Raw genomic sequence first — 23,211 nt, forward strand, 5'->3', positions numbered from 1 at the left:
GATGCCAAATATTGCAGTAGTAGGAAGCATTTCAATGGACTTAGTGGCTGTTTCAAAAAAACGGCCGAAAGCAGGAGAAACAGTAATTGGTGAAGCGTTTCATACAATCCCAGGAGGGAAAGGGGCAAACCAAGCAGTTGCTGCAGCTAGGTTAGGAGCAAATGTAGCAATGGTTGGAGCGGTAGGAAATGATGATTATGGAACAGTAGTTAGAAAAAATTTAGAGAACGAACGCATTTTTATCGATTATGTGGTACCGGTTACAGATAGAACGACAGGAATTGCTCATATCGTTTTAGCAGAAGAAGATAACAGTATTGTTGTCGTACAAGGGGCAAATGCTCTTGTAAATAAGTCAGTTGTAGATCGCTCCAAAGACCTTCTTGTAAAAGCGGATATGGTTGTTCTTCAACTAGAAATTCCACTTGAAACAGTAAAATATGTATTGGCTATTTGTGAGGAACATAATATTCCTGTTATGTTGAATCCAGCGCCAGCACAAGTTTTATCAGAAGAAATTTTAGAAAAAGCAACTTATATTACGCCAAATGAACATGAGTGCCGCATTGTATTAGATGATTTTACATCACCAATTGAAGATTTATTGGCGAAGTATCCAAATAAATTATTGATGACAGAAGGTTCTAACGGTGTTCGTTTCCATAATGGCACAGAGATTGTACATGTTCCTAGCATTGCTGTTGATGTAGTGGATACAACTGGAGCTGGTGATACATTTAATGGTGCGTTAGCAGTTGCACTTTCTGAAGGAGAGACACTTCAAAAAGCAATTCGTTTCGCGAATATTGCCGGTGGTCTTTCTGTAACGAAACTTGGAGCACAGGGCGGTATGCCAACGAGAGATCGAGTACGTGAAGTGCAGGTGATTGTTGGATGAAAAAGCATGGTGTATTAAACAGTGAAATCGCGGCAGTCCTTGCTTCACTTGGGCATACAGATACGGTTGTAATTGCTGATTGCGGGTTACCGATTCCGGATGGAGTAAAACGAATTGATTTAGCTGTTGAGATTGGAAAACCGAGTTTTTTAGAGGTGTTACAAGTTGTAGCTGATGATATGGCAATCGAAAAAGTGACGTTAGCAGAAGAAGTCATTATAAATAATGCGGAAGTAAATAAAGAGATCGAGCAAAAATTAATAGAGCCAGCATTTGAGTATGTATCTCATGAACAATTTAAAGAGCATACAAAGAAAGCGAAGGCGATTATTCGTACAGGCGAGGCTACGCCTTATGCAAATGTAATTTTACATGCAGGCGTGATTTTTTAATAAAGGGAAGTGATGGGAATGCATATTGAAATGAAAAACATTTCAAAGGCGTTCAATGGCAATCCTGTTTTGAAGAATGCACAGTTTATGATTGAAACAGGAGAAGTCCATGCATTGATGGGGGAAAATGGAGCGGGTAAATCAACGCTCATGAAGATTTTAACAGGTGTATACAAAAAAGATGATGGGACAATCACGATTGATGGGCAAGAGCGCAACTTTAAAAATGCGAAAGAAGCTGAAGAGTACGGCATCGCATTTATACATCAAGAACTAAACATATTGCCGAATTTAACAGTAGCTGAAAATATGTTTCTTGGTAAAGAGTTAATGTATGGGAAAACAGGTATTTTACGCACTCGACAAATGAACGCGATTGCGCAGCAGCAACTAGCAGAGCTAGGATTGCATGTAAGAGGTGCTATGTTAGCAGAGGAACTATCGGTTGGACAACAGCAAATTATCGAAATTGCGAAAGCGTTAATGACAAACGCGAGCGTTATTATTATGGATGAACCTACTGCGGCACTGACGGATCGTGAAATCGAAACGCTCTTTACAGTAATCAATAAGTTACGTAAAGAAGGTGTTTCATTCGTGTACATTTCGCATCGTATGGAAGAGATTTTCTCAATATGTGATGCCATTACGATTTTGCGTGATGGAGAATACGTTGGAAAGAGATTAATTCCAGAAACATCATTTGATGAAGTAGTGAGTATGATGGTGGGGCGCAGCATTGGTGAACGTTACCCAGAGCGAAATAGTCAAATTGGTGATGTCATTTTTGAAATGCGTAACGGAACGAAGAAAGGGAAATTTGAAAATGTTTCGTTTCAAGTGAGGAAAGGTGAAATCCTTGGTGTAGCTGGTTTGATGGGGGCTGGTCGCACTGATATTATGAAAGCGATATTTGGTTATGAACCTTTAGATTCTGGACAAATTTTTATAAATGGACAAGAAGTAAAGATTGATAGTCCGATAGATGCAATTAGACAAAGAATTGCTTTCATTACAGAAGATAGAAAGTCTGAAGGATTAGTGTTAGATTTTTCAATTCGAGAAAATTTAGCTTTACCGAATTTAGAAAGTCTTTCAAAGGGAAGTGTTCTAAGCAACGAGCTAGAACAACAGTTTACAGAGGATATGATGAAGCTTCTTAATGTGAAAGCATCTAGCGGAGAGCAGGCAGTGAAATCTCTTTCTGGTGGAAATCAGCAAAAGATTGTAATCGCAAAATGGCTAGGCATTCATCCGCAATTACTCATTTTAGATGAGCCAACAAGAGGTGTCGATGTTGGAGCGAAAAAAGAAATTTACTCTATCATGAATAAGCTTACTGAGCAAGGCGATGCCGTTATTATGGTATCATCTGAGCTTCCGGAAGTTTTAGGAATGAGTGATCGAGTTCTTGTTATTCATGAAGGAAAAGTCGGCGGCATTTTAGGGAAAGATGAGGCATCACAAGAGTCTATTATGGCACTAGCTACAGGGGGAGAGTAAGGATGGCTAAGAAGGGGAATGTATTACAACAACTCGGTTCTTTAATCGGTTTAGTATTAATTATCGTCGTAATTACAGTTTTAAATCCAGCGTTCATTGAAATTCCAAATTTATTTAATATACTGCGTCAAGTATCGATTAATGCGCTTATTGCATTCGGAATGACCTTCGTAATTTTAACAGGGGGTATTGACTTATCGGTAGGTTCTATTTTAGCATTATCAAGTGCACTTGTTGCTGGAATGATGGCAAGTGGCATGGATCCGTTCCTTGCAATGGCAGTTGGACTATTAGCAGGTCTTGTAATGGGGATTGTAAACGGTATCATCATTGCGAAAGGAAAAGTAGCTCCATTTATTGCAACTTTAGCAACAATGACTATTTTTCGTGGGTTGACGCTTGTTTATATGGACGGACGTCCGATCACTGGTCTTGGTGATCATTTAATGTTCCAAATGTTTGGCCGCGGTTATTTTCTTGGTATTCCGGTACCAGCTGTTACAATGATGATCGCTTTCGCAGTACTGTACTTCATTTTGAAGAAAACGACATTTGGCCGTCGTACATTTGCAATTGGTGGAAATGAAGAAGCAGCAGCACTATCAGGTATTAATGTTACGAGAATTAAAGTAATGATTTACGGTCTTTCCGGAATTTTGGCAGCGCTTGCAGGTATTGTCTTAACATCACGACTAGATTCTGCACAGCCGACTGCAGGTACTTCTTACGAATTAGATGCAATTGCAGCAGTTGTATTAGGTGGAACAAGTCTTTCTGGGGGAAGAGGATGGATTGTTGGTACATTCATCGGTGTACTAATTATCGGTGTACTAAATAACGGTTTAAATTTATTAGGTGTATCTTCTTTCTTCCAACAAGTTGTAAAAGGACTTGTAATCTTACTAGCTGTATTAATTGATCGCCGAAAAGAAGCGTAATGGAGGGACAGTTCATGAAGAAATGGTTACTTATACTCGTTGCATGTATTATGGTCATTACTGCTGGTTGTTCAATGGAACCACCAGAATGGGCAAAGGATTCTAGCGATAAAGGTCGAAATAAAACTATTAAAGTTGGATTCTCTGTTTCAACTTTAAATAATCCCTTTTTTGTAACTTTGAAAAAGGGTGCAGAAAAGAAAGCGAAAGATAGCGGCATCGAATTGATTGCTGTTGATGCGCAAAATGATGCAGCGAAGCAAACGAACGATGTTGAAGATTTAATTCAAAAGGGTGTCGATGTAGTTGTTATTAATCCGACCGATTCAGATGCTGTTGCTTCAGCGGTAAGTGCGGCAAATGCAGCAAATGTCCCTGTTATTACAGTAGACCGCGTTGCGAATTCAGGTAAGGTTGTTTCTCACATTGCATCTAATAATATCGAAGGTGGTCAAATGGCTAGTGATTACATTCGTGAATTAGTCGGCGAAGGAGCAAACGTTGCTGAGTTAGAAGGAATCCCTGGATCGTCTGCTGCTCGTGAACGTGGGAAAGGATTCCATAACGTAGCCGATAAGTCTTTAAAAGTAGTTGCCAAACAAGCGGCTGATTTTGATAGAGCGAAAGGATTATCTGTTATGGAAAACATTTTGCAAGCAAATGGTGATATTAAAGCCGTGTTTGCGCATAACGACGAGATGGCATTAGGTGCACTTGAAGCATTGAAGTCTGCTGGAAAAACAGATGTAGTAGTTGTTGGATTTGATGCAACAGAAGATGCTGTGAAAGCGGTTAACGATGGGCGTATGGCTGCAACAGTCGCTCAAAAACCGGAATTAATCGGAGAGAAGGCGACGCAAACAGCAAAAGAGATAACACAAGGTAAAAAAGTGGACAAATCTATTCCGATTGAATTAGAGCTTATTAAGAAAAATAAATAAATATAAAATGAAAATTAGGAAGGAAGAATAACAAATGAAATTTTTTATTGATACAGCAAACATTAACGAAATTAAAGAGGCAAATGCATTAGGCGTAGTAGCTGGAGTAACGACAAACCCATCACTTGTAGCAAAAGAAGGCGTAGATTTCCATGAGCGTATTCGTGAAATTTGCAGCTTTATAGAAGGACCTGTAAGTGCAGAAGTAATTAGCTTAGAAGCTGATAAAATGATTGAAGAAGGAAAAGAATTAGCGAAGATTGCTCCAAACGTTGTTGTAAAAGTTCCAATGACAACAGAAGGTTTAAAAGCAGTAAAAGCATTCTCAGATTTAGGAATTCGTACAAACGTTACATTAGTATTCTCAGCAGTTCAAGCATTACTTGCAGCTCGCGCTGGTGCAACATATGTTTCACCATTCTTAGGTCGTTTAGATGATATCGGTCATAACGGTATGGATTTAATTCGTCAAATCGCAGAAATCTTTGCAATTCATGGCATCGAAACAGAAATCATTGCAGCATCTGTACGTCACAGCGTTCACGTAACTGACGCAGCATTAAACGGTGCACATATTGCAACAATCCCAGCAAACGTAATTGCTTCATTAGTGAAGCACCCATTAACAGATCAAGGAATTGAGAAATTCTTAGCTGATTGGGAAAAAACACAAGAGAAATAATAGAAAATCAAGAATCCTAGTTTAATTGACTAGGATTCTTTTTTATTTAAAAGAATTTTCATGCAATTTTGCATATTGTCTTTTAAATTTGTTATATAAGATATTTAATATATATCACATAACTCTTTATTTTTCATATTTCGATATAAAGTGAAACTTTAATCAGTGGGGGCTTTGTTCATCAGCACACTGATTATTAGTTGAACCAAGGGATAAACAGATAGAGGGTCTGACCAGAAAACTGGAGGGCATGATTCTATAACAGAAAGTTTAATGTTTATAGAATTATGTCTTTTTATATAGGGAGGGTAGTAAACAGAGATTTCGACAAAAACGCACCGATTTATCTGAATTTTAAGTTTTATAAAAGGAGAGAAATGGAATGAGAAGAAAAGCCCCATTTAAAGTGTTGTCATCATTAGCAATTGCAGCAATTATCGGATGCACATCTGTAATGAGTGCGCCGTTAGCATATGCCGAAACGCCAGCAAAAGAGAAAGAGAATGTGTCTACAACGCCAATTGATTACAATTTAATTCAAGAAGATCGTTTAGCGGAAGCTTTGAAAGAAAGAGGAACAATTAATCCAGCATCTTCTAAAGAAGAGACGAAAAAGGCTGTCGAGCAATATATTGAAAAGAAACAAGGAGATCAGGCGAACAAAGAAATTCTTCCAGATGCTCACTCACAAGAAACGTCTGATTTCACAAAAAAAGTAAAAGAGAAAAAGATGGAAGAAAAGGAAAATGTAAAAAAGACTGAAAAAAATATTAATCTTGAGCAAAAGCCAGAACCAAATAAAAAGCAATTAAATGGGCAAGTTCCAACTTCAAAAGCAAAGCAAGCTCCATATAAAGGATCTGTTCGATCGGATAAAGTATTAGTGCTACTCGTTGAATTTAGTGATTATAAACATAATAATATTGATCAAACACCAGGTTATATGTATTCGAAAGACTTTAGTAGAGAACATTATCAAAAGATGTTGTTTGGTAAGGAGCCTTATACATTATTTGATGGTTCAAAAGTAAAAACGTTTAAACAATACTATGAAGAGCAGTCTGGTGGTAGTTATACGACAGACGGATATGTAACGGAGTGGCTAACAGTTCCAGGAAAAGCATCTGATTATGGAGCTGATGGTAGCAGTGGTCACGATAATAAAGGTCCGAAAGGTGCACGTGATTTAGTGAAAGAAGCTTTGCATGCAGCTGCTGAGAAAGGACTAGATTTATCTCAGTTTGATCAGTTTGATAGGTATGATACAAACGGGGATGGGAATCAAAATGAACCTGACGGTGTAATTGATCATTTAATGGTAATCCATGCTGGTGTTGGTCAAGAAGCAGGTGGTGGTAAATTAGGTGATGATGCGATCTGGTCACATCGTTCAAAATTAGCAGTAGATCCAGTAGCGATTGAAGGTACAAAATCAAAAGTAGATTACTTTGGTGGAAAAGTAGCAGCACATGATTACACAATTGAACCAGAAGATGGAGCTGTAGGTGTGTTTGCGCATGAATTTGGACATGATCTTGGATTACCAGATGAATATGACACGAAATATACTGGAAATGGTTCACCTGTCGAAGCTTGGTCGTTAATGAGTGGAGGTAGTTGGACAGGAAAAATCGCAGGAACGGAGCCGACAAGTTTTTCACCACAAAATAAAGACTTCTTACAAAAGAATATGGGTGGCAACTGGGCAAAAATATTAGAAGTAGATTACGATAAAATTAAGAGTGGTGTGGGAGTTCCTACCTATATTGATCAAAGTGTTACGAAATCAAATCGTCCAGGCGTTGTACGTGTTAACTTACCAGGTAAAAGTGTTGAAACGATTAAACCGGAGTTTGGAAAGCATGCATATTATAGTACAAGAGGCGATGATATGCATACAACGTTAGAGACACCTTTCTTTGATTTAACAAAAGGAACAAATGCAAAATTCGATTATAAAGCAAATTATGAGTTAGAAGCAGAGTGCGATTTCGTCGAAGTACATGCAGTAACAGAAGATGGAACGAAGACGTTAATTGATAGACTTGGAGAAAAAGTAGTCCAAGGAGATAAAGATACAACAGATGGGAAATGGATTGATAAATCATATGATTTAAGTCAATTTAAAGGCAAAAAAGTGAAACTACAATTAGACTATATTACAGATCCGGCTGTAACATATAAAGGTTTTGCGATGGACAATGTAAATGTAACTGTTGATGGACAAGTTGTATTTTCTGATGATGCAGAAGGACAGTCTAAAATGAATTTAAATGGTTTTGTTGTTTCTGATGGGACAGAGAAGAAAGCTCATTATTACTACTTAGAGTGGAGAAACTATGCGGGATCAGATAATGGTTTAAAAGCAGGAAAAGGTCCAGTGTATAATACAGGTCTTGTCGTTTGGTATGCAGATGATAGTTTCAAAGATAACTGGGTTGGGGTGCATCCAGGTGAAGGATTCCTTGGTGTTGTAGATTCTCATCCAGAAGCGCTAGTTGGTAATTTAAACGGAAAACCAGCATACGGTAATACGGGCATGCAAATTGCAGATGCTGCATTTTCATTTGATAAAACACCAGCATGGAGTGTAAATTCATTAACACGTGGTCAGTTTAACTATTCTGGATTACAAGGTGTTACAACTTTTGATGATTCAAAAGTATATAGTAACAAGCAAATTGCAGATGCAGGAAGAAAAGTTCCAAACCTTGGACTTAAATTCCAAGTTGTTGGACAGGCAGAAGATAAATCGGCAGGCGCTGTTTGGATTAAACGTTAATAACATAAAAGCACATTCTTCATATGAAGAGTGTGCTTTTTAATTTGTACAGTAAGTTATTATTTTAGTTTATGTAATACAAGTGTTTATTCATGTGTAGTGTATCAAATTATGTGGGGAAAGGAAATATTTCCGAGGAAATTGTCGAAGTATCGTCGGTATTTATAAACTTTCTTTTTAAAAGAAGCGATGTATTATTGCCTTTACGGCTCAATTTATTTACATTGTTATTTGGTTATACACAAAAGTAATATATTGGGCAAAAAAGAGTTCTATTCAATAGGGCTCTTTTTATAGATAGAAAGGAGTAAGCGATAAATGAAAGAAGTTATTGAATGTCCACAGTGTGAAGGGGATATTACTGTACAGCATATTATTGATCTCCCGCATCCTTTTTCATTAAGGTGTCCACATTGTAAGGTGAAGTTGAAAGAAATCAGGGTAACGCCATGTTTAATATTAGCGATGATTTGTATAATTCCATTGTTTATTATTATTGGAGAGAGTATTAAGGAATTACTAGTAAAATATTTTTCTATTGTAGACAATGTACCAACTGTACTTATTTTCTTTTTATTTTGTTATCCATTGTATTATTTCTATGAAAAATATAATGCTATATTGTTTATTAAATATGGTTTGCTGAAAGTTAAAAGTTAAATTGAATAGGAGATTATCATTATGCTTTGGAAAATATATTTAGTTATTGTAGCAATGTTAGCTATTATTTCGTTAGTAAGGGGTATGTTTCAAACACCAATTCAAAAGTTTGACTTTGTAGTATCTATTATTACGTGGATAGGGCTTTTTGGTTTTGTATTTGATATACAAATATTAACCTCAATTGTTTGGAAATGTATCTTCTTGTTTAGCGTCATTTGGACTTTAACTGCAGTTTTTGTTTTTCGTTTATATGAAGAGCGAGATGAGCCATTACCTTTTATATTTAAATTAATTGGCATTATTCCAACGCTTCCATTATATTACGGATTATATCAATATGCATTTTAAAAAAGACAACGATGGATTATCCCATCATTGTCTTTTTTACTTTGCTTCTTACATAAATCATCCCAGCAAATGTTAATAAAAATGCTGTCCCGATAATGAAGCTGATGCTAGGTGATGCTCCGATTGCGCCGACTGTAAAGGAGCCAGCAACAACTCCTAATGAGAAGAAGGCATAAAATAATCCGAATGCCTTTCCACGATTATCGTCTGTAGTATTTTCAACGAGTAAAGCGTTAATAGACGGAAAGAGGATTGCGAATCCAATTCCATAAATCATCATTACGATAAAGAGCATACCTTTTGTAGCAAATAATCCGAGTAAAGATAATGCGAATGCCATAACTGCAATTCCGATTAGCATTAGTTTCGAACGATTAAATCGATCGTAAATACGATTTGTTGGAAGCAAGAAGAAGAGGATAGCAGTTATACCGAATACACTTAACATCATGCCTGTTGTGGATGCTTTAAGCGCTAATGCCTCAACTTTTACTGGTAACATATAAGTGACAATTCCTTGTGAAAACATTAATGTGAAAGCACCAATATATGCTTGTAATAACGGTTCTGATTTTAAAAGTTCAACCATATCTTCTTTGTTCATCATTTGCGTTCTTGATGTATCTTTTCTTGATACGTTATTTGGTAAGAAGAATAGAGATACGATCGTACCAAGAGCCATTAAAATAGAAATAGTAATGAAGACCCACTCTACGCCAGCTGTTGCTTTCATAATACCGCTGAAAGCAGGTCCTACGATTGCGGCTGTTCCAACAGCAGCACCAGATAGAGCCATTGCTTTTCCTTGTCTTTTTGCATTTGTTTGTTTTGATAAAAATGTAAAGGCAGCAGGAATTAAAAAGCCATCACTAAATCCATGCATAAAGCGCACAACTAATAGTTGTTCACCACTTTGAACAACGGTGTATAACAAGACTATGAAACTCGTAATTCCCATGCTTATATAAAGGATTTTTTTTGCACCAAATTTATCGACAGCGGCTCCAGCAATAATATTACCGATCATATTAGCGAATGAGTACATACCGACAACTAGACCGATAATAAGAGGAGTTCCTCCAAGGCTTTGAGCGAAAGTACTCATAATAGGTAATTGTGAAAATGTATCTAAAAATGCCACGATAACGATAAAGTAAATAAAATATTTCAAGCGATATTCACCTCTCCTATGCTATTATGGCACAATGCTAATTTCACCTGCAATGAAATTGAATTAACAGATGTGGAAAAAAGTACAAAGTGACAAAATATTGAACGTTATTTGTAAAAAATTAGTGGGAACGTGATTGTTTTTTTGAAATATATGGATAGAAGTATTATAATAGAGTTGTAAACTTCACCAGGTTAAGTATATACATAGAGAGGGATGTATAAAATGAAAGCACTACTTTGGCATAATCAACGTGATGTACGAGTAGAAGAAGTACCAGAACCAACAGTAAAACCAGGAACAGTGAAAATCAAAGTTAAATGGTGTGGTATTTGTGGGACAGACTTGCATGAATATTTAGCAGGGCCTATTTTTATTCCAACAGAAGAACATCCATTAACACATGTGAAAGCACCTGTTATTTTAGGTCATGAGTTTAGTGGTGAGGTAATAGAGATTGGTGAAGGAGTTACATCTCATAAAGTGGGAGACCGCGTTGTTGTAGAGCCAATTTATTCTTGTGGTAAATGTGAAGCTTGTAAACATGGACATTACAATGTTTGTGAACAACTTGTTTTCCACGGTCTTGGCGGAGAAGGCGGCGGTTTCTCTGAATATACAGTAGTACCAGAAGATATGGTTCATCACATTCCAAATGAAATGACGTATGAACAAGGTGCGCTTGTAGAACCAGCAGCAGTAGCAGTTCATGCAGTACGTCAAAGTAAATTAAAAGAAGGGGAAGCTGTAGCGGTATTTGGTTGCGGTCCAATTGGACTTCTTGTTATCCAAGCAGCTAAAGCAGCAGGAGCAACTCCTGTTATTGCAGTTGAACTTTCTAAAGAACGTCAAGAGTTAGCGAAATTAGCAGGTGCGGATTATGTATTAAACCCAGCAACTCAAGATGTGTTAGCTGAAATTCGTAACTTAACAAATGGTTTAGGTGTAAATGTTAGCTTTGAAGTAACAGGTGTTGAAGTTGTACTACGCCAAGCGATTGAAAGTACAAGCTTCGAAGGACAAACTGTAATTGTTAGTGTATGGGAAAAAGACGCAACAATTACTCCAAATAACTTAGTATTAAAAGAAAAAGAAGTTATTGGTATTTTAGGATACCGTCACATCTTCCCAGCTGTTATTAAATTAATTAGCTCTGGACAAATTCAAGCAGAGAAATTAATTACGAAAAAAATTACAGTGGATCAAGTTGTTGAAGAAGGATTTGAAGCACTTGTAAAAGATAAAACCCAAGTGAAAATTCTTGTTTCACCTAAATAAGATAGAATCGAAAAAAGTAGCCCTTTTCTAGAAATAGAAGAGGGCTACTTTTTTTCTGTACAGAAAGGTGATAGACTTTCCTGTAACTAAAGGTATTTTGTTTGGAAGGGGAAGTCTAATGCTTTCATTTATATTGACATTGAAACGGATGCTAAAAGCTTGTTTGCGAGCATGGAAAGATAAAGAATTTCAAGTGTTATTCGTATTAACAATTTTGACATTAATATCTGGTACAATCTTTTATAGTACAGTGGAGGGGTTACGTCCTCTGGATGCTTTATATTTTAGCGTTGTGACGCTGACTACTGTCGGTGATGGGCAATTTAGTCCCCAAACTGACTTCGGAAAGATATTTACGATATTATACATATTTATAGGGATCGGATTAGTGTTTGGATTTATACATAAGTTGGCAGTTAATGTACAATTGCCAAGTATATTATCGAATAGAAAAAAAGAGTAAAGCATGTGGGTGCTTTACTCTTTTTTTACATTAGTTTAGACAAGCCTTAATAATAGTTTATTAAAATGAAAGTGTATTCATTCATTATATTCACTATGTATAAAGTTATAATGATATGAACATTTGCATATTTTAATTTAGTGATAGAAATTTCGTGAAAGGTGGGATATTCTAGTCATAGGTTAACCGGACGACATCATAGGATCCTAACAAAATGTTTACAATAATTCAATTATAAAATGGAGGATTTTATATGAAAAAGAAAGTACTTGCTTTAGCGGCAGCTATTACATTAGTTGCTCCATTACAAAGTGTTGCATTTGCTCATGAAAATGATGGGGGACAGAGATTTGGAGTTATTCCGCGCTGGTCTGCTGAAGATAAACATAAAGAAGGCGTGAATTCTCATTTATGGATTGTAAACCGTGCAATTGATATTATGTCTCGTAATACAACACTTGTAAAACAAGATCGAGTTGCACTATTAAATGAATGGCGTACTGAGTTAGAGAACGGTATTTATGCTGCTGACTATGAAAATCCTTATTATGATAATAGCACATTTGCTTCACATTTCTATGACCCTGACAATGGGAAAACTTATATTCCGTATGCAAAGCAGGCAAAGGAAACTGGAGCTAAATATTTTAAATTAGCTGGTGAGTCTTACAAAAATAAAGATATGAAACAAGCATTCTTCTATTTAGGATTATCTCTTCATTATTTAGGGGATGTAAACCAACCAATGCATGCGGCAAACTTTACGAACCTTTCGTATCCACAAGGATTCCATTCTAAATATGAAAACTTTGTAGATACGATAAAAGATAATTATAAAGTAACGGATGGAAATGGGTATTGGAACTGGAAAGGTACGAATCCAGAAGATTGGATTCATGGAGCGGCAGTAGTTGCGAAACAAGATTACGCTGGCATTGTAAATGATAATACGAAAGATTGGTTCGTAAGAGCAGCTGTATCACAAGAATATGCAGATAAATGGCGCGCTGAAGTTACACCAATGACAGGTAAGCGTTTAATGGATGCACAACGTGTTACTGCTGGATACATTCAGCTTTGGTTTGATACGTACGGAAATCGTTAAGTATTTGAAAAAGGTCAAATCTCAGAATAGAGTATTTGGCCTTTTTATTACTATACAATACATGGAGGTATGAAACGTGAAAGGTAAATTGCTAAAAGGTGTACTTAGCTTAGGGGTTGGTTTAGGAGCTTTATATAGCGGAACTTCAGCTCAAGCAGAAGCATCTACAAATCAAAATGATACATTAAAAGTGATGACGCATAATGTATATATGCTATCAACAAACTTATATCCGAACTGGGGACAAACTGAGCGTGCTGATTTAATCGGGGCGGCAGATTATATAAAGAATCAAGATGTTGTTATATTAAATGAAGTGTTTGATAATAGTGCTTCAGATCGTTTATTAGGCAATTTGAAGAAAGAATATCCAAATCAAACAGCAGTATTAGGTCGTAGTAGTGGAAGCGAATGGGATAAAACGTTAGGAAACTATTCATCTTCAACTCCTGAAGATGGTGGCGTTGCGATTGTGAGCAAATGGCCAATCGCTGAAAAGATTCAATATGTATTTGCAAAAGGATGCGGGCCAGATAATTTATCGAATAAAGGATTTGTATACACGAAAATTAAGAAAAATGATCGTTTCGTTCACGTGATTGGGACGCATTTGCAGGCTGAAGATAGTATGTGCGGAAAAACTTCACCAGCATCTGTACGTACGAACCAATTAAAAGAAATTCAAGATTTTATTAAAAATAAAAATATACCAAATAATGAGTATGTGTTAATTGGTGGTGATATGAACGTAAATAAGATAAATGCAGAGAACAATAATGATTCAGAGTATGCATCTATGTTTAAAACATTGAACGCTTCTGTACCATCTTATACTGGACATACAGCGACTTGGGATGCAACGACAAACAGTATTGCAAAATATAATTTCCCTGATAGTCCTGCCGAATATTTAGATTATATTATTGCAAGCAAAGACCATGCGAACCCATCGTATATAGAGAATAAGGTGTTACAGCCGAAATCTCCACAATGGACTGTTACATCGTGGTTCCAAAAATATACGTATAATGATTACTCTGATCATTATCCAGTAGAGGCGACTATTTCTATGAAGTAGTTTCAAAAAGTTTCTTCGTAAAGAAGAAACTTTTTTTATTTGCAAACAGGAAAATCATACTTTCTTTCCAATATGTATAAGACATATTGAAAAGAGGAGAGAAAAATGTGGATCGAGGAATTTTTAAAGAAGTTCCATTACCGTGTGCATTTTTGGATGAAGTGGCTTTAGATAGAAATATTCAATCGATTATAGAGTTAAGTGGAAATAAGAAGATTCGTATAGCGAGTAAATCGTTACGTTCTGTTCCGATTATGCAAAAGATTTTAGCTGCAAATGATCGATTTCAAGGTATTATGTGCTTTTCACCTAGAGAGGTTTTATTTTTAATAGAACAAGGATTTAATGATTTATTGCTCGGATATCCTGCTTATGATGAAAGAGCTTTGTGTGAAATTAGTTTGCTAACAAAGAAAGGTTTCATTATAACTTGTATGGTGGATTGTGAAGAGCATATTGTGTATTTAGAAAAAATTGCTGAGAAATCTAGAGGATTTTTTCGTGTTTGTTTGGATATTGATATGAGTAGTCGTTTCTTTCAATTTCATTTTGGTGTACAAAGATCCCCAGTAAAAAATGTGCAGGATGCGTTGAAAGTAGTAGAAAAGGTGAGAAGGTCATCATATTTAATGTTAGATGGTGTGATGGGTTATGAAGCTCAAATTGCTGGGGTGGGAGACCATATACCGAATCAATGGCTGAAGAGTAAAGTGATTTCGTATTTAAAGCAGAAATCAGTGCTAGAAGTGAAAGAAAGAAGAGAATATATTGTAAAAGCAATACAAAAACTTGGTATTGAGCTAAGGTTTGTAAATGGAGGCGGAACAGGAAGCATAAAAACAACTGAGAAAGATAATTCAGTTTCAGAGATTACAATAGGTTCTGCTTTTTATTCTCCGAAGCTGTTTGATTATTATAAAGAGGTGAAATTTCATCCAGCGGTCGGATTTGCTTTACCAGTTGTGCGTAAACCAGTCCCGTTTATTTACACTTGCCTAGGTGGTGGATATATTGCTTCAGGAGCAGTTGGAAAAGATAAAGAGCCTGAAGTTTGGAGACCGAAGGGTGCAAAACTATTAGCTTTAGAAGGTGCTGGCGAGGTACAAACGCCAATTTTTTATAGCGGCGAGGAACGAGTGGATATAGGAGAGTCCATTTTGTTTCGTCATAGTAAGGCTGGTGAATTATGTGAGCGCTTTCCTTTTTTGTATCGTGTTAAAAAAGGAGAGATTGTTGGGGAGTATTCAACATATCGGGGGGATGGCCAATGCTTTCTATAAAGGGACAAAAGTGGAGGAATTGGACAGGGAATGTAGAAGGAACGCCGCATTATACGATGTATCCAGAAAGTATACAAGATGTAGTAGAAGTAGTGGGGCTTGCACGAAAAAAGGGGCGGAAAATTCGTGTTGTTGGTTCAGGACACTCGTTTACACCCCTTGTGCAAACCGAAGAAGTTTTAGTTTCTTTAGATGAATTGAAGGGCATTGTGAATATTGATGAAGAGAAGATGGTCGCTGAAGTGTGGGCAGGAACAAAGTTATATGATTTAGGGAAGTTACTTGAGGAAAAAGGTTATGCGCAAGAAAATTTAGGGGATATTGATTCACAATCTATTGCAGGAGCGATTAGTACGGGGACTCATGGAACGGGTATTACCTTTGGGAGTTTATCAACACAAGTTATAGAGATTACGGCCGTTTTATCTAATGGTGAGAGTATAGTTTGTTCGGAAGCTGAGAACGTAGAATATTGGAGAGCGTTTCAGTTGTCACTTGGAATGTTAGGTATCATTGTAAAGATAAAATTGAAGGTTATTCCAGCGTATTCACTCGTTTATGAAAGTGAAAAACAGTCATTATCTACTGTAATGAACAAACTAGAAGAGTATAAGAAGCATCGTCACTTTGAATTTTTCGTTTTTCCTTATTCTGATGAAGTACAAGTAAAACTTACGAACGAAACAACGAATACAGGCAGTGATTTGAAATGGCATAAACTAAAGGTGGAGTTACTTGAAAATAGGATGTTCTCTTTGCTATCTAAAGGGTGTAAATGGTTTCCTTCTATAAGTAAAGGAGTGAGTCGATTATCAGCTAAGGCTGTACCAAACACAAAAATAATTGGCCCGAGCTATGAAGTATTTGCTACATCACGTACGGTACCATTTTATGAAATGGAGTATAGCATTCCTTCAAAGTATATGAGGACTGTGGTAGAAGAAATCTCAAATCTTATTGAAAAGAAAAAGTATAAGGTGCACTTCCCGATCGAATGCCGCTATGTGAAGGGTGATGATATATGGCTTAGTCCAGCCTATGGAAGAGATTCAGCGTATATCGCTGTTCATATGTATAAAGGTATGAAATATGCTGCTTACTTTGGCGAAGTGGAAAAAATTTTTCTGAAGTATGAAGGGCGTCCGCATTGGGGGAAAATGCATACATTATCGTATGAGCAATTACAAGATATATATCCAGAGTTTCATTCGTTTTTACAGGCGAGGAAGTCTCTAGATGAACTTGGAATGTTTTTTAATCCTTATGCAGAAAAGTTATTTATCCCGCTATTTGCCGGGCAGTAAGACCCCCACTGATTAAAGTTTCAAATTATGTATATGAAAAAGCTGACAAATAATTATTTGTCAGCTTTTTTTAGCGTAATTGCATTTCTTGTATGACTAATATGTTCATAAAATAGTAGTTTATCACGGCTAAATACATGCAGTAAAACATGAATAATAAATAGGCCGTTAATGATAAATAGGAATAACAATGTAACGAGTAATACTAAAGGCTCTGTATGATTTAACATAGAGCTACTAGAAAGAATATAATTGATTCCGCCTAACGCAAAATAAAATATACCGTAGCGAATAAATAGTTCTTTTAATGTAATACGATCTGATTTTCCTTTCAGATGAATGCGGAGCAATGCTTTCCCAATTGTTTTTCCATTTGTAAAGTATGGAATAAGAATAAAATAAATAAGGATTGAACACGTAATGAAAATGAGTTCATACATATTCGTGTAAGATTGCATATTAGAAACGAAGAAAGAATTTCCTTTGTTTTTAACGACAGGTACGACGATAGATAAGAAAATCCAATCAATTTGCATCGCGATAAGGCGACGAATGAATCCGACTGGTTTCGTTTCCAAATCAATATGACTATCTAACTCATTTGTCTTCGGAAGGAAGTACGTAAATATTGGGGCAATGATAAAACCAATTACGCCACCTAATGTATTTAAAAACAAATCATCGATATCAAATAATCGGTATGCACAATTGTATATACCGTATAATCCAGTCACTTGTGTTAGCTCGAAAAATAGTGAAAGGAAAAAGGAAATGCAAATTGTTTGTAAGAAACTACGTCGGAAATAATAACGTAAGTAAATACCGAATGGAATAGTTAATAGAACATTAAATGCAACTTGTAAAAACGCAGACTCTTTTAATAAGTAGAAATAAGTAGCTGGTTTCGTTAAAACTGCCGATGTATGACTACTAATCTCTTGTATGAAATAAAATGGTGAGAGTTGCATGTGTTGTGTATTAGCTGGTTGTAGGCTACAAGTATCAAACGTTTGTGGTAACGGCAAAATAACAAGAAAATAGGCATTTAATAAGTAAAGTAATAATGAGTATAAAATAAATGAGCGCCATTTATTTAAATAACCGTATTTTCGATAATTAAATATTAAAAAAGGGATTAAAAGAAACATTGCTAAAAAGGGAAATAAAATAAATGCTGTTTTTACTGGAAATAAATATGCAGTCAAAGTAAAACTCCTTTCAATGAAAATTCGTTTATCATTATAGCGCCAAAAATATTTAAATACAAAGTTAAAATCTTTCGAAATAGAAATAATTACTAATTTTATAGGAATTAAGTTATAATAAATTTAATATGAGGATATTATGATTATGTAAGTTGAGAGAGGGTACAAGAGATGCGATATGAACTTTTTTCTGTAAGTGGGGATCATATTACGACTTTTGAAAGTGCATGGCGTTTTCAGGAGGGAGAACAGATTTTTGTTCATAATGATCAAACAAAAAGAAACTTTATTATTATTCGTCTGACGCATGATGTATTTCAACAAAATAAACATGTTATTCGTTTGTATTGTCAAGAGAAGAAAGTGTATGCATAAGAGAAGCCCTCTTACAGTATGAAAAGTAAGAGGGGCCTTATCTCGTTATTTGTGAACAGCCCGATTGATGAGAGCTGATTAAAGTTCCACTTTATCATTTTTCCCCTCGTAAGGAATAAAAAGAGAAGGGTTAATGTACATAGCTAGCATTTGATTTGGAAGAAAGGATATAGCCTTGTATTTTGTGCTTCAAAGTTACATTTCTTTCTCTTTGAGAAAGCCATGTATGGTAATCTTGTTGTGTTTTCCATAACATACGAATCATATATTCTGCCTTATCATTTGTAGGATGAACATGTGAAAACTCTATGTTAATACAACCGTTCGTTCCGGGAGAAGGATAATATTGTTTAAGCCCATAAAGAAGCTCACTTTCATATCCGTACTTAATATGAATGAGTTTAGTAACAATAAACATATAAACACCTCTTTTACGATAATAGTAGGAAAGATAGCTTTACTATAATAGTGAACTTAAATGATATCATACTATTCAGAAAATTCAAAGCAAATGATAGATTTTAACTTAATACAGGTATAAAAAAGCGAGTCATCTAGTGTAATAGAATGACTCGCTTTCAATTTGTAAGTTTCATTTTATAAGAAAATAAGAGTAAGTACACCTACGATAATACAATAGAAAGAGAAATATTTTAAATTTCCTTTTGCCATAATGTTCATAAACCATTTTAGTGAAATATACGTCATGATAAATGTTGCGATGAATGCAACAACATATGGCACGAATAATGTGTCTAGATTTGGATCATTTGCAATGTCTGTAATGCTTAACAATAACCCACCTAAGCTAACAGGAATGTATAGTAAGAATGAAAAGCGAAGAGCTGTTTCTTGCTTCATACCAAGTAACATTGCTGCTACGATTGTGGCACCAGATCGGCTTATTCCGGGAATCAGTGCGCAAGCTTGTGCTAATCCGACGATGATTGCATCTTTCATAGAAAGGTCGCCATCATTTTTACGACCGCGTAAATTTCTAATAATCCAAAGGCCGACAGCAGTAATAAGAAGGGAAATCCCAACCATCTTCACACCTTTTAAGTACTGATCGATGTAATCTTTAAATAAAACACCAATAACACCTGCTGGAATGGTTGCAATAACAAGATAAATAATAAAGAAGAAATCTGATTTTGCGTCTTCTGCTCTTGTAAATATATAAGAGAGACCATTCTTCGTTAGACGAATTAAATCATTTCTATAAATAAGTAATACAGCTAATAATGAAGCTGAATTAACAAGTAGTTCGAAGCTAAACCCTTCTATTTTTAGTCCTAGCAAATGTTGTGCTAAAACGAGATGACCACTTGAAGAAATTGGAATTGGTTCTGTTAGTCCTTGGAACAGACCGAGAATTAAATATTTTAAAACGTAGTAAAATTGTTCCATAATAACCTCCTTGTTTATTAGTTGAAAGAAACAACTTTTCCATTATAACAAAGATATGGATGAATATTGAAAAGAAATAAATATTCGAAATAAAATAAAAATCCCTTATAGCAGTATAAGGGATTTTTATTTTTAATTAAGAATTTACTGTTCCTTGAAGACTTTTAGACAATTGAACATCGACTTTTTCAGCATCATGAATATGATTCATAATAGTAGTATTTAATTTTTGGAACATTTGTTGTGTGTTAGCGAATTCTCGTAATATGTCATCATTACAAGATTTTTGGTTTTCAATAGCCTTAATAACATTTGTAGCACCATTTTGTAACGTTTGAATCATAACTAAAATATTTTCAATTCTAGCGTTTGTATCGGCGCTCATTTCTACACCTTCATCGACTAAATGTAAATTATCTTTTGTGTTATCGTATGCTTTTTCAATTTCTTCTTGAATTTTTTTCGTTAAGTTGCCTATGTTTTTTGTACTTTCTGCTGTACTTTCTGCTAGTTTTCTTACTTCATTGGCAACGACAGCGAATCCTTTACCGTGTTCTCCAGCACGTGCGGCTTCAATACTCGCATTTAAAGCAAGTAAATTTGTTTGTGCTGCAATGTTTTGAATGACTTCTACAATTTGCTCGATTTCCTTTGAGCGTTCGCTTAGATGATTCATACTATTAGACGTGCGTTGGGATTGTTCACCTAATTTATTAATTACAATAAGTAAGCGGTGAACGGATTCTTTTCCTTCATTAGAGCAGTCAATAATTTCTGCAATAGACTGAATTAAGCTTTGTTCCTTTTGTAACATTTCATTATTTAACTCATTGGAATGTGTCGTACGTGTTGAAACATTTTCGAAACATGAACTTAATTGTTGAACTAAATTTTGGAGTGTATTGTGTTGGTTATTTACAAGTTGGTGCTCTTGGACAACGCTTTGTACACGATCGTGGATAGTAGAAATAGTCTCTTGTTTTTCAATATCTTTTTGTTTTAATTCTGCTTCTAATTCTTGTATACGCTCTTCTAATTGAGCAATTGTATGTTGGAGTGATTTCTTTTGAGTAAACATGTATTTATTTCAACCGCCTTCGAAAGTTATATTTTCTCTATATTTGGATTTTAGCATCTTTTGTATTTTTTAAATATAGGAATTGTTAAATATTTAAGAATCTATTACATTTTATTCATAATTCTCTTTTTTTTGTCACGAAAAATAAACTGTATTTAATCGTTTTGTAAACAAACTGTAAAATAAATCATGTATAACTGTATAAGAAGGGAGTCGGATTATGAACTATTTTAAGCGAATCAGTAGTCTAGTATTAGCAGGAATTATCGGTCTTTCTAGTACAGTCGCTGTAAAAGCAGAGTCAAACGACGAGAAACTTAACAACATGCAACAGCAATTGCAACAAAACGATGCAGAAATGCAAAAGAAAGAGCAAGAGAAGCAAGCTGTTAGTAAAGAAATTAAAGGTATCGAAAACGAACTACATAATTTAAATAATACAATTGCAAAAAATAAAGAGGATCAAGCTGCTATTCAACGTAAAATCGATGAAACACATAAGCAGATTGAACAAAAAAAGGAAGAAATTGTCGTTTTAGAGGATAAAGTCCTTGCTCGTAAAGATATTATGAGAAAACGTATGGTTTCTGTTCAAAACAGCTCAAATACAAGTTTAGTAGTAGAAGTTGTAGTAGAGTCAAAAAACTTTGCAGACTTCTTACAACGTATGAACGCAGTTTCTACTATTCTAGAAGCTGATAAAGAAATTTTACGTCTACAAGAACAAGATCTTCGTCAAATTGAAGAAGATAAGAAAACAATTGACGAAAAAGAAGCATCTTTAGTAGTAGATAAACAAAAATTAGCAAAAGCGCAAGCTGAACTGCAAGATAACTTGAAAAAACGTCAAGATAACTTACAAACAGTTCAAGCTAAATATAATGAGGTTGCAAGTCAACTTAATTTAGCAGCGGAAGAAAAAGCTAAAATTGAATCAAATATGAAGGCAGTACAAGAAACAATTGCTCGTGAACAAGAAGCAGCAAGAATTGCGGCGGAAGAGCGTGCAAAAGCAGAAGCGGCTGCAAAAGCAGAGCAAGAAGCTTTAGCGAAAGCACAAGCAGAAATTGCTGAAAAGCAAAAGCAAGAAAAAGCTAGTAAACCGGCTGAACCAGTTGCTAATAATAATTCGAAGGTAGAACCTGCAAAACCTGCAAAACCTGCACAACCTGAACCGTCTTCTAAGCCAACTGCTGGCGGGAAAGAACTTTATGTACATGCAACAGCTTATACAGCAGATCCAGGTGAAAATGGCTATGCACCAGGTCAACAAGTATATTCTGCATGGGGAGGCTATAATCTAACTGCAAACCCAGGAATGAAATTGATTGCGGTGGATCCATCTGTTATCCCATTAGGTTCTCGTGTATATGTTGAAGGATACGGAGAAGCAATTGCAGCAGATACTGGTGGCGCGATTAAAGGTCACAAAATTGATGTTTTAATGCCAGATAAAGCTTCGTCTAGTAAGTGGGGCAGAAAAAATGTTAAGCTTACAATTTTAAACTAAAACGTAATCCAACTTTACAATACGTAAAGTTGGATTTTTTTGTAAGAATAATGTTAAGTCGAGTTTACATTTTGTTAAGGATAGCATACAATAATGGTGAGAGGTGGTAAATTTGACCATTTTAAACAGAGTAAAAGAATTAAGAGCTCGTTTTAACTTTACACAAAGCGTATTAGCAGAAAAGGTTGGAGTAACGAGACAAACAATTGCAGCAATTGAAAAAGGGGATTACGTTCCTTCGTTGTTATTAGCACTTACGATTTGTGATGTGTTTCAGTTAAAGATGGAAGATGTGTTTGTTTTAAATAAGGAGGGGGAAGAGGATGAATAGAATTGTTTTTTCTTATATCATAAACGTGCTTTATACTGCTTTAGCATGCTGGACATTTGTTGAATTTTATAGTGTCATTACAGAGTTGGCAGATATAATTAAAAACGAGAAATTCCCATTTGAAGTATGGTTTAATGGAGTACCATTCATTTTATTATTTATTGGAGCAATTATAGTTACAATTTTTTATAGAATTCAAAAGAAAAAATATAAGAATTTATCTTTTTGGATGTATCCATTATTATTTCCACTAGAAGATGAACGTGAAAAAGCGATTACGGATAAAGCTTGCCGAACAACATTTGTATCGTTATGGTTTGTGTTACCTTGTGCAGTTGGATTTTTAACTTTTTCGCCTATTATTAATGAATATCTTCCTGGATACCCATTATATATTATATTTTCGATTTTCTTTATTCAAATGACAGTATTTCACGTATCACTATACAGAAATAAATTAGCTTAAAAAGAAACCT

23 protein-coding genes and 1 pseudogene are annotated in these 23,211 nt (G+C 35.3%); 19 read left to right on the plus strand and 5 right to left on the minus strand.

Translation table 11 applies throughout. The features are described from left to right. Position 1: 1 nt before the first annotated feature. The 9 genes from rbsK to DN400_RS03585 all read left to right on the plus strand — a co-directional run bounded on the left by rbsK (position 2) and on the right by DN400_RS03585 (position 9,147). Positions 2-898 (plus strand): ribokinase, encoded by an 897-nt coding sequence (rbsK, locus tag DN400_RS03545; protein WP_001132865.1) that lies wholly within the window; start codon positions 2-4, stop codon positions 896-898. Beyond that, entirely contained in the window at positions 895-1,290 is a 396-nt protein-coding gene (gene rbsD, locus DN400_RS03550; protein WP_000716151.1) for a D-ribose pyranase, read from the plus strand. The genes rbsK and rbsD overlap by 4 nt, the downstream gene beginning before the upstream one ends. Before the next feature lie 18 nt (positions 1,291-1,308). Further along, positions 1,309-2,793: a ribose ABC transporter ATP-binding protein RbsA gene (gene rbsA / locus DN400_RS03555; RefSeq protein ID WP_098255472.1), complete on the plus strand. Its 1,485-nt coding sequence runs from the start codon at positions 1,309-1,311 to the stop codon at positions 2,791-2,793. Between the two features lie 2 nt (positions 2,794-2,795). Continuing rightward, positions 2,796-3,731, plus strand: a complete 936-nt coding sequence (locus DN400_RS03560) for an ABC transporter permease subunit (RefSeq protein ID WP_001074649.1) — start codon at positions 2,796-2,798, stop codon at positions 3,729-3,731. Positions 3,732-3,745: 14 nt separating this feature from the next. Next, positions 3,746-4,672 carry a ribose ABC transporter substrate-binding protein RbsB gene (rbsB, locus tag DN400_RS03565; RefSeq protein ID WP_098255458.1) on the plus strand — a complete coding sequence of 309 codons (927 nt, stop codon included), beginning with the start codon at positions 3,746-3,748 and terminating at the stop codon, positions 4,670-4,672. Positions 4,673-4,706: 34 nt separating this feature from the next. After that, positions 4,707-5,354, plus strand: a complete 648-nt coding sequence (gene fsa / locus DN400_RS03570) for a fructose-6-phosphate aldolase (RefSeq protein ID WP_000667666.1) — start codon at positions 4,707-4,709, stop codon at positions 5,352-5,354. 382 nt (positions 5,355-5,736) lie between these two features. Next, complete coding sequence (gene inhA2 / locus DN400_RS03575) at positions 5,737-8,136, plus strand: M6 family metalloprotease immune inhibitor InhA2 (RefSeq protein ID WP_001252976.1); 2,400 nt, start codon at positions 5,737-5,739, stop codon at positions 8,134-8,136. Positions 8,137-8,454: 318 nt separating this feature from the next. Next, positions 8,455-8,796 (plus strand): hypothetical protein, encoded by a 342-nt coding sequence (locus DN400_RS03580; RefSeq protein ID WP_000665754.1) that lies wholly within the window; start codon positions 8,455-8,457, stop codon positions 8,794-8,796. A gap of 21 nt (positions 8,797-8,817) precedes the next feature. Then, the gene (locus DN400_RS03585; protein ID WP_000964465.1) at positions 8,818-9,147 is read left to right on the plus strand and encodes a hypothetical protein; all 330 of its coding nucleotides are present in this window, start codon (positions 8,818-8,820) and stop codon (positions 9,145-9,147) included. Between the two features lie 16 nt (positions 9,148-9,163). Here the strand turns inward: DN400_RS03585 and DN400_RS03590 are convergent, their stop codons facing one another. Continuing rightward, a complete protein-coding gene (locus tag DN400_RS03590) occupies positions 9,164-10,318 on the minus strand; it encodes an MFS transporter (protein WP_000873271.1) in 1,155 nt (384 codons plus the stop codon). A 225-nt stretch (positions 10,319-10,543) separates the two neighbouring features. Between DN400_RS03590 and bdhA the strand changes: the two genes are divergently transcribed. The 6 genes from bdhA to DN400_RS03620 all read left to right on the plus strand — a co-directional run bounded on the left by bdhA (position 10,544) and on the right by DN400_RS03620 (position 16,826). Continuing rightward, on the plus strand, positions 10,544-11,596 hold the full coding sequence (gene bdhA / locus DN400_RS03595; protein ID WP_147801546.1) for a (R,R)-butanediol dehydrogenase: 1,053 nt from the start codon (positions 10,544-10,546) through the stop codon (positions 11,594-11,596). 118 nt (positions 11,597-11,714) lie between these two features. Next, positions 11,715-12,059, plus strand: a complete 345-nt coding sequence (locus tag DN400_RS03600; protein ID WP_000948035.1) for a potassium channel family protein — start codon at positions 11,715-11,717, stop codon at positions 12,057-12,059. Positions 12,060-12,312: 253 nt separating this feature from the next. After that, complete coding sequence (gene cerA / locus DN400_RS03605; RefSeq protein ID WP_000730997.1) at positions 12,313-13,164, plus strand: phospholipase CerA; 852 nt, start codon at positions 12,313-12,315, stop codon at positions 13,162-13,164. A gap of 76 nt (positions 13,165-13,240) precedes the next feature. Then, positions 13,241-14,242: a sphingomyelinase C gene (gene sph, locus DN400_RS03610; protein WP_000676799.1), complete on the plus strand. Its 1,002-nt coding sequence runs from the start codon at positions 13,241-13,243 to the stop codon at positions 14,240-14,242. A gap of 107 nt (positions 14,243-14,349) precedes the next feature. After that, positions 14,350-15,522, plus strand: coding sequence for an amino acid deaminase/aldolase (locus DN400_RS03615; protein ID WP_147801547.1), 1,173 nt, complete (start codon positions 14,350-14,352; stop codon positions 15,520-15,522). Beyond that, the gene (locus DN400_RS03620; protein WP_065229759.1) at positions 15,510-16,826 is read left to right on the plus strand and encodes a D-arabinono-1,4-lactone oxidase; all 1,317 of its coding nucleotides are present in this window, start codon (positions 15,510-15,512) and stop codon (positions 16,824-16,826) included. The genes DN400_RS03615 and DN400_RS03620 overlap by 13 nt, the downstream gene beginning before the upstream one ends. Before the next feature lie 53 nt (positions 16,827-16,879). On the opposite strand, the gene DN400_RS03625 is transcribed toward DN400_RS03620, so the two are convergent. Continuing rightward, positions 16,880-18,031: a VanZ family protein gene (locus tag DN400_RS03625; RefSeq protein ID WP_000128016.1), complete on the minus strand. Its 1,152-nt coding sequence runs from the start codon at positions 18,029-18,031 to the stop codon at positions 16,880-16,882. A gap of 171 nt (positions 18,032-18,202) precedes the next feature. Here DN400_RS03625 and DN400_RS03630 point away from each other — a divergent pair, with 171 nt between their 5' ends. Beyond that, positions 18,203-18,406 carry a hypothetical protein gene (locus DN400_RS03630; RefSeq protein ID WP_065229760.1) on the plus strand — a complete coding sequence of 68 codons (204 nt, stop codon included), beginning with the start codon at positions 18,203-18,205 and terminating at the stop codon, positions 18,404-18,406. 130 nt (positions 18,407-18,536) lie between these two features. Here DN400_RS03630 and DN400_RS03635 read toward each other — a convergent pair whose 3' ends face one another. The 3 genes and pseudogenes from DN400_RS03635 to DN400_RS30255 form a co-directional block, all read right to left on the minus strand. Beyond that, positions 18,537-18,824: an antibiotic biosynthesis monooxygenase gene (locus DN400_RS03635; protein WP_000471253.1), complete on the minus strand. Its 288-nt coding sequence runs from the start codon at positions 18,822-18,824 to the stop codon at positions 18,537-18,539. A 179-nt stretch (positions 18,825-19,003) separates the two neighbouring features. Then, positions 19,004-19,816: an undecaprenyl-diphosphate phosphatase gene (locus DN400_RS03640; protein ID WP_000434794.1), complete on the minus strand. Its 813-nt coding sequence runs from the start codon at positions 19,814-19,816 to the stop codon at positions 19,004-19,006. 136 nt (positions 19,817-19,952) lie between these two features. Next, a pseudogene (locus DN400_RS30255) lies at positions 19,953-20,483 on the minus strand (methyl-accepting chemotaxis protein); the annotation flags it as partial. A gap of 631 nt (positions 20,484-21,114) precedes the next feature. On the opposite strand from DN400_RS30255, the gene DN400_RS03650 reads away from it, so the two are divergent. The 3 genes from DN400_RS03650 (at position 21,115) to DN400_RS03660 (ending at position 23,201) form a co-directional block, all read left to right on the plus strand. Further along, positions 21,115-22,404 carry a 3D domain-containing protein gene (locus tag DN400_RS03650; protein ID WP_098322663.1) on the plus strand — a complete coding sequence of 430 codons (1,290 nt, stop codon included), beginning with the start codon at positions 21,115-21,117 and terminating at the stop codon, positions 22,402-22,404. Between the two features lie 112 nt (positions 22,405-22,516). Beyond that, positions 22,517-22,735, plus strand: coding sequence for a helix-turn-helix transcriptional regulator (locus DN400_RS03655; protein ID WP_000154019.1), 219 nt, complete (start codon positions 22,517-22,519; stop codon positions 22,733-22,735). Continuing rightward, complete coding sequence (locus tag DN400_RS03660; protein ID WP_001080041.1) at positions 22,728-23,201, plus strand: DUF2178 domain-containing protein; 474 nt, start codon at positions 22,728-22,730, stop codon at positions 23,199-23,201. The genes DN400_RS03655 and DN400_RS03660 overlap by 8 nt, the downstream gene beginning before the upstream one ends. The last annotated feature ends 10 nt before the right edge of the window (positions 23,202-23,211 follow it).

Source organism: Bacillus sp. AR8-1, assembly GCF_008042345.1.
In the GTDB taxonomy this organism is placed as follows: Bacteria; Bacillota; Bacilli; order Bacillales; family Bacillaceae_G; genus Bacillus_A; species Bacillus_A cereus.

What these genes read in the sequence shown, in the direction of transcription:
- DN400_RS03560 (WP_001074649.1), top strand. Translation starts at nt 2,796, where the DNA reads ATGGCTAAGAAGGGGAATGTATTACAACAACTCGGTTCTTTAATCGGT.
- bdhA (WP_147801546.1), top strand. Translation starts at nt 10,544, where the DNA reads ATGAAAGCACTACTTTGGCATAATCAACGTGATGTACGAGTAGAAGAA.
- inhA2 (WP_001252976.1), top strand. Translation starts at nt 5,737, where the DNA reads ATGAGAAGAAAAGCCCCATTTAAAGTGTTGTCATCATTAGCAATTGCA.
- rbsK (WP_001132865.1), top strand. Translation starts at nt 2, where the DNA reads ATGCCAAATATTGCAGTAGTAGGAAGCATTTCAATGGACTTAGTGGCT.
- DN400_RS03580 (WP_000665754.1), top strand. Translation starts at nt 8,455, where the DNA reads ATGAAAGAAGTTATTGAATGTCCACAGTGTGAAGGGGATATTACTGTA.
- rbsD (WP_000716151.1), top strand. Translation starts at nt 895, where the DNA reads ATGAAAAAGCATGGTGTATTAAACAGTGAAATCGCGGCAGTCCTTGCT.
- fsa (WP_000667666.1), top strand. Translation starts at nt 4,707, where the DNA reads ATGAAATTTTTTATTGATACAGCAAACATTAACGAAATTAAAGAGGCA.
- DN400_RS03650 (WP_098322663.1), top strand. Translation starts at nt 21,115, where the DNA reads ATGAACTATTTTAAGCGAATCAGTAGTCTAGTATTAGCAGGAATTATC.
- DN400_RS03600 (WP_000948035.1), top strand. Translation starts at nt 11,715, where the DNA reads ATGCTTTCATTTATATTGACATTGAAACGGATGCTAAAAGCTTGTTTG.
- DN400_RS03620 (WP_065229759.1), top strand. Translation starts at nt 15,510, where the DNA reads ATGCTTTCTATAAAGGGACAAAAGTGGAGGAATTGGACAGGGAATGTA.
- DN400_RS03660 (WP_001080041.1), top strand. Translation starts at nt 22,728, where the DNA reads ATGAATAGAATTGTTTTTTCTTATATCATAAACGTGCTTTATACTGCT.
- cerA (WP_000730997.1), top strand. Translation starts at nt 12,313, where the DNA reads ATGAAAAAGAAAGTACTTGCTTTAGCGGCAGCTATTACATTAGTTGCT.
- DN400_RS03630 (WP_065229760.1), top strand. Translation starts at nt 18,203, where the DNA reads ATGCGATATGAACTTTTTTCTGTAAGTGGGGATCATATTACGACTTTT.
- rbsA (WP_098255472.1), top strand. Translation starts at nt 1,309, where the DNA reads ATGCATATTGAAATGAAAAACATTTCAAAGGCGTTCAATGGCAATCCT.
- DN400_RS03640 (WP_000434794.1), bottom strand. Translation starts at nt 19,816, where the DNA reads ATGGAACAATTTTACTACGTTTTAAAATATTTAATTCTCGGTCTGTTC.
- DN400_RS03585 (WP_000964465.1), top strand. Translation starts at nt 8,818, where the DNA reads ATGCTTTGGAAAATATATTTAGTTATTGTAGCAATGTTAGCTATTATT.
- DN400_RS03635 (WP_000471253.1), bottom strand. Translation starts at nt 18,824, where the DNA reads ATGTTTATTGTTACTAAACTCATTCATATTAAGTACGGATATGAAAGT.
- rbsB (WP_098255458.1), top strand. Translation starts at nt 3,746, where the DNA reads ATGAAGAAATGGTTACTTATACTCGTTGCATGTATTATGGTCATTACT.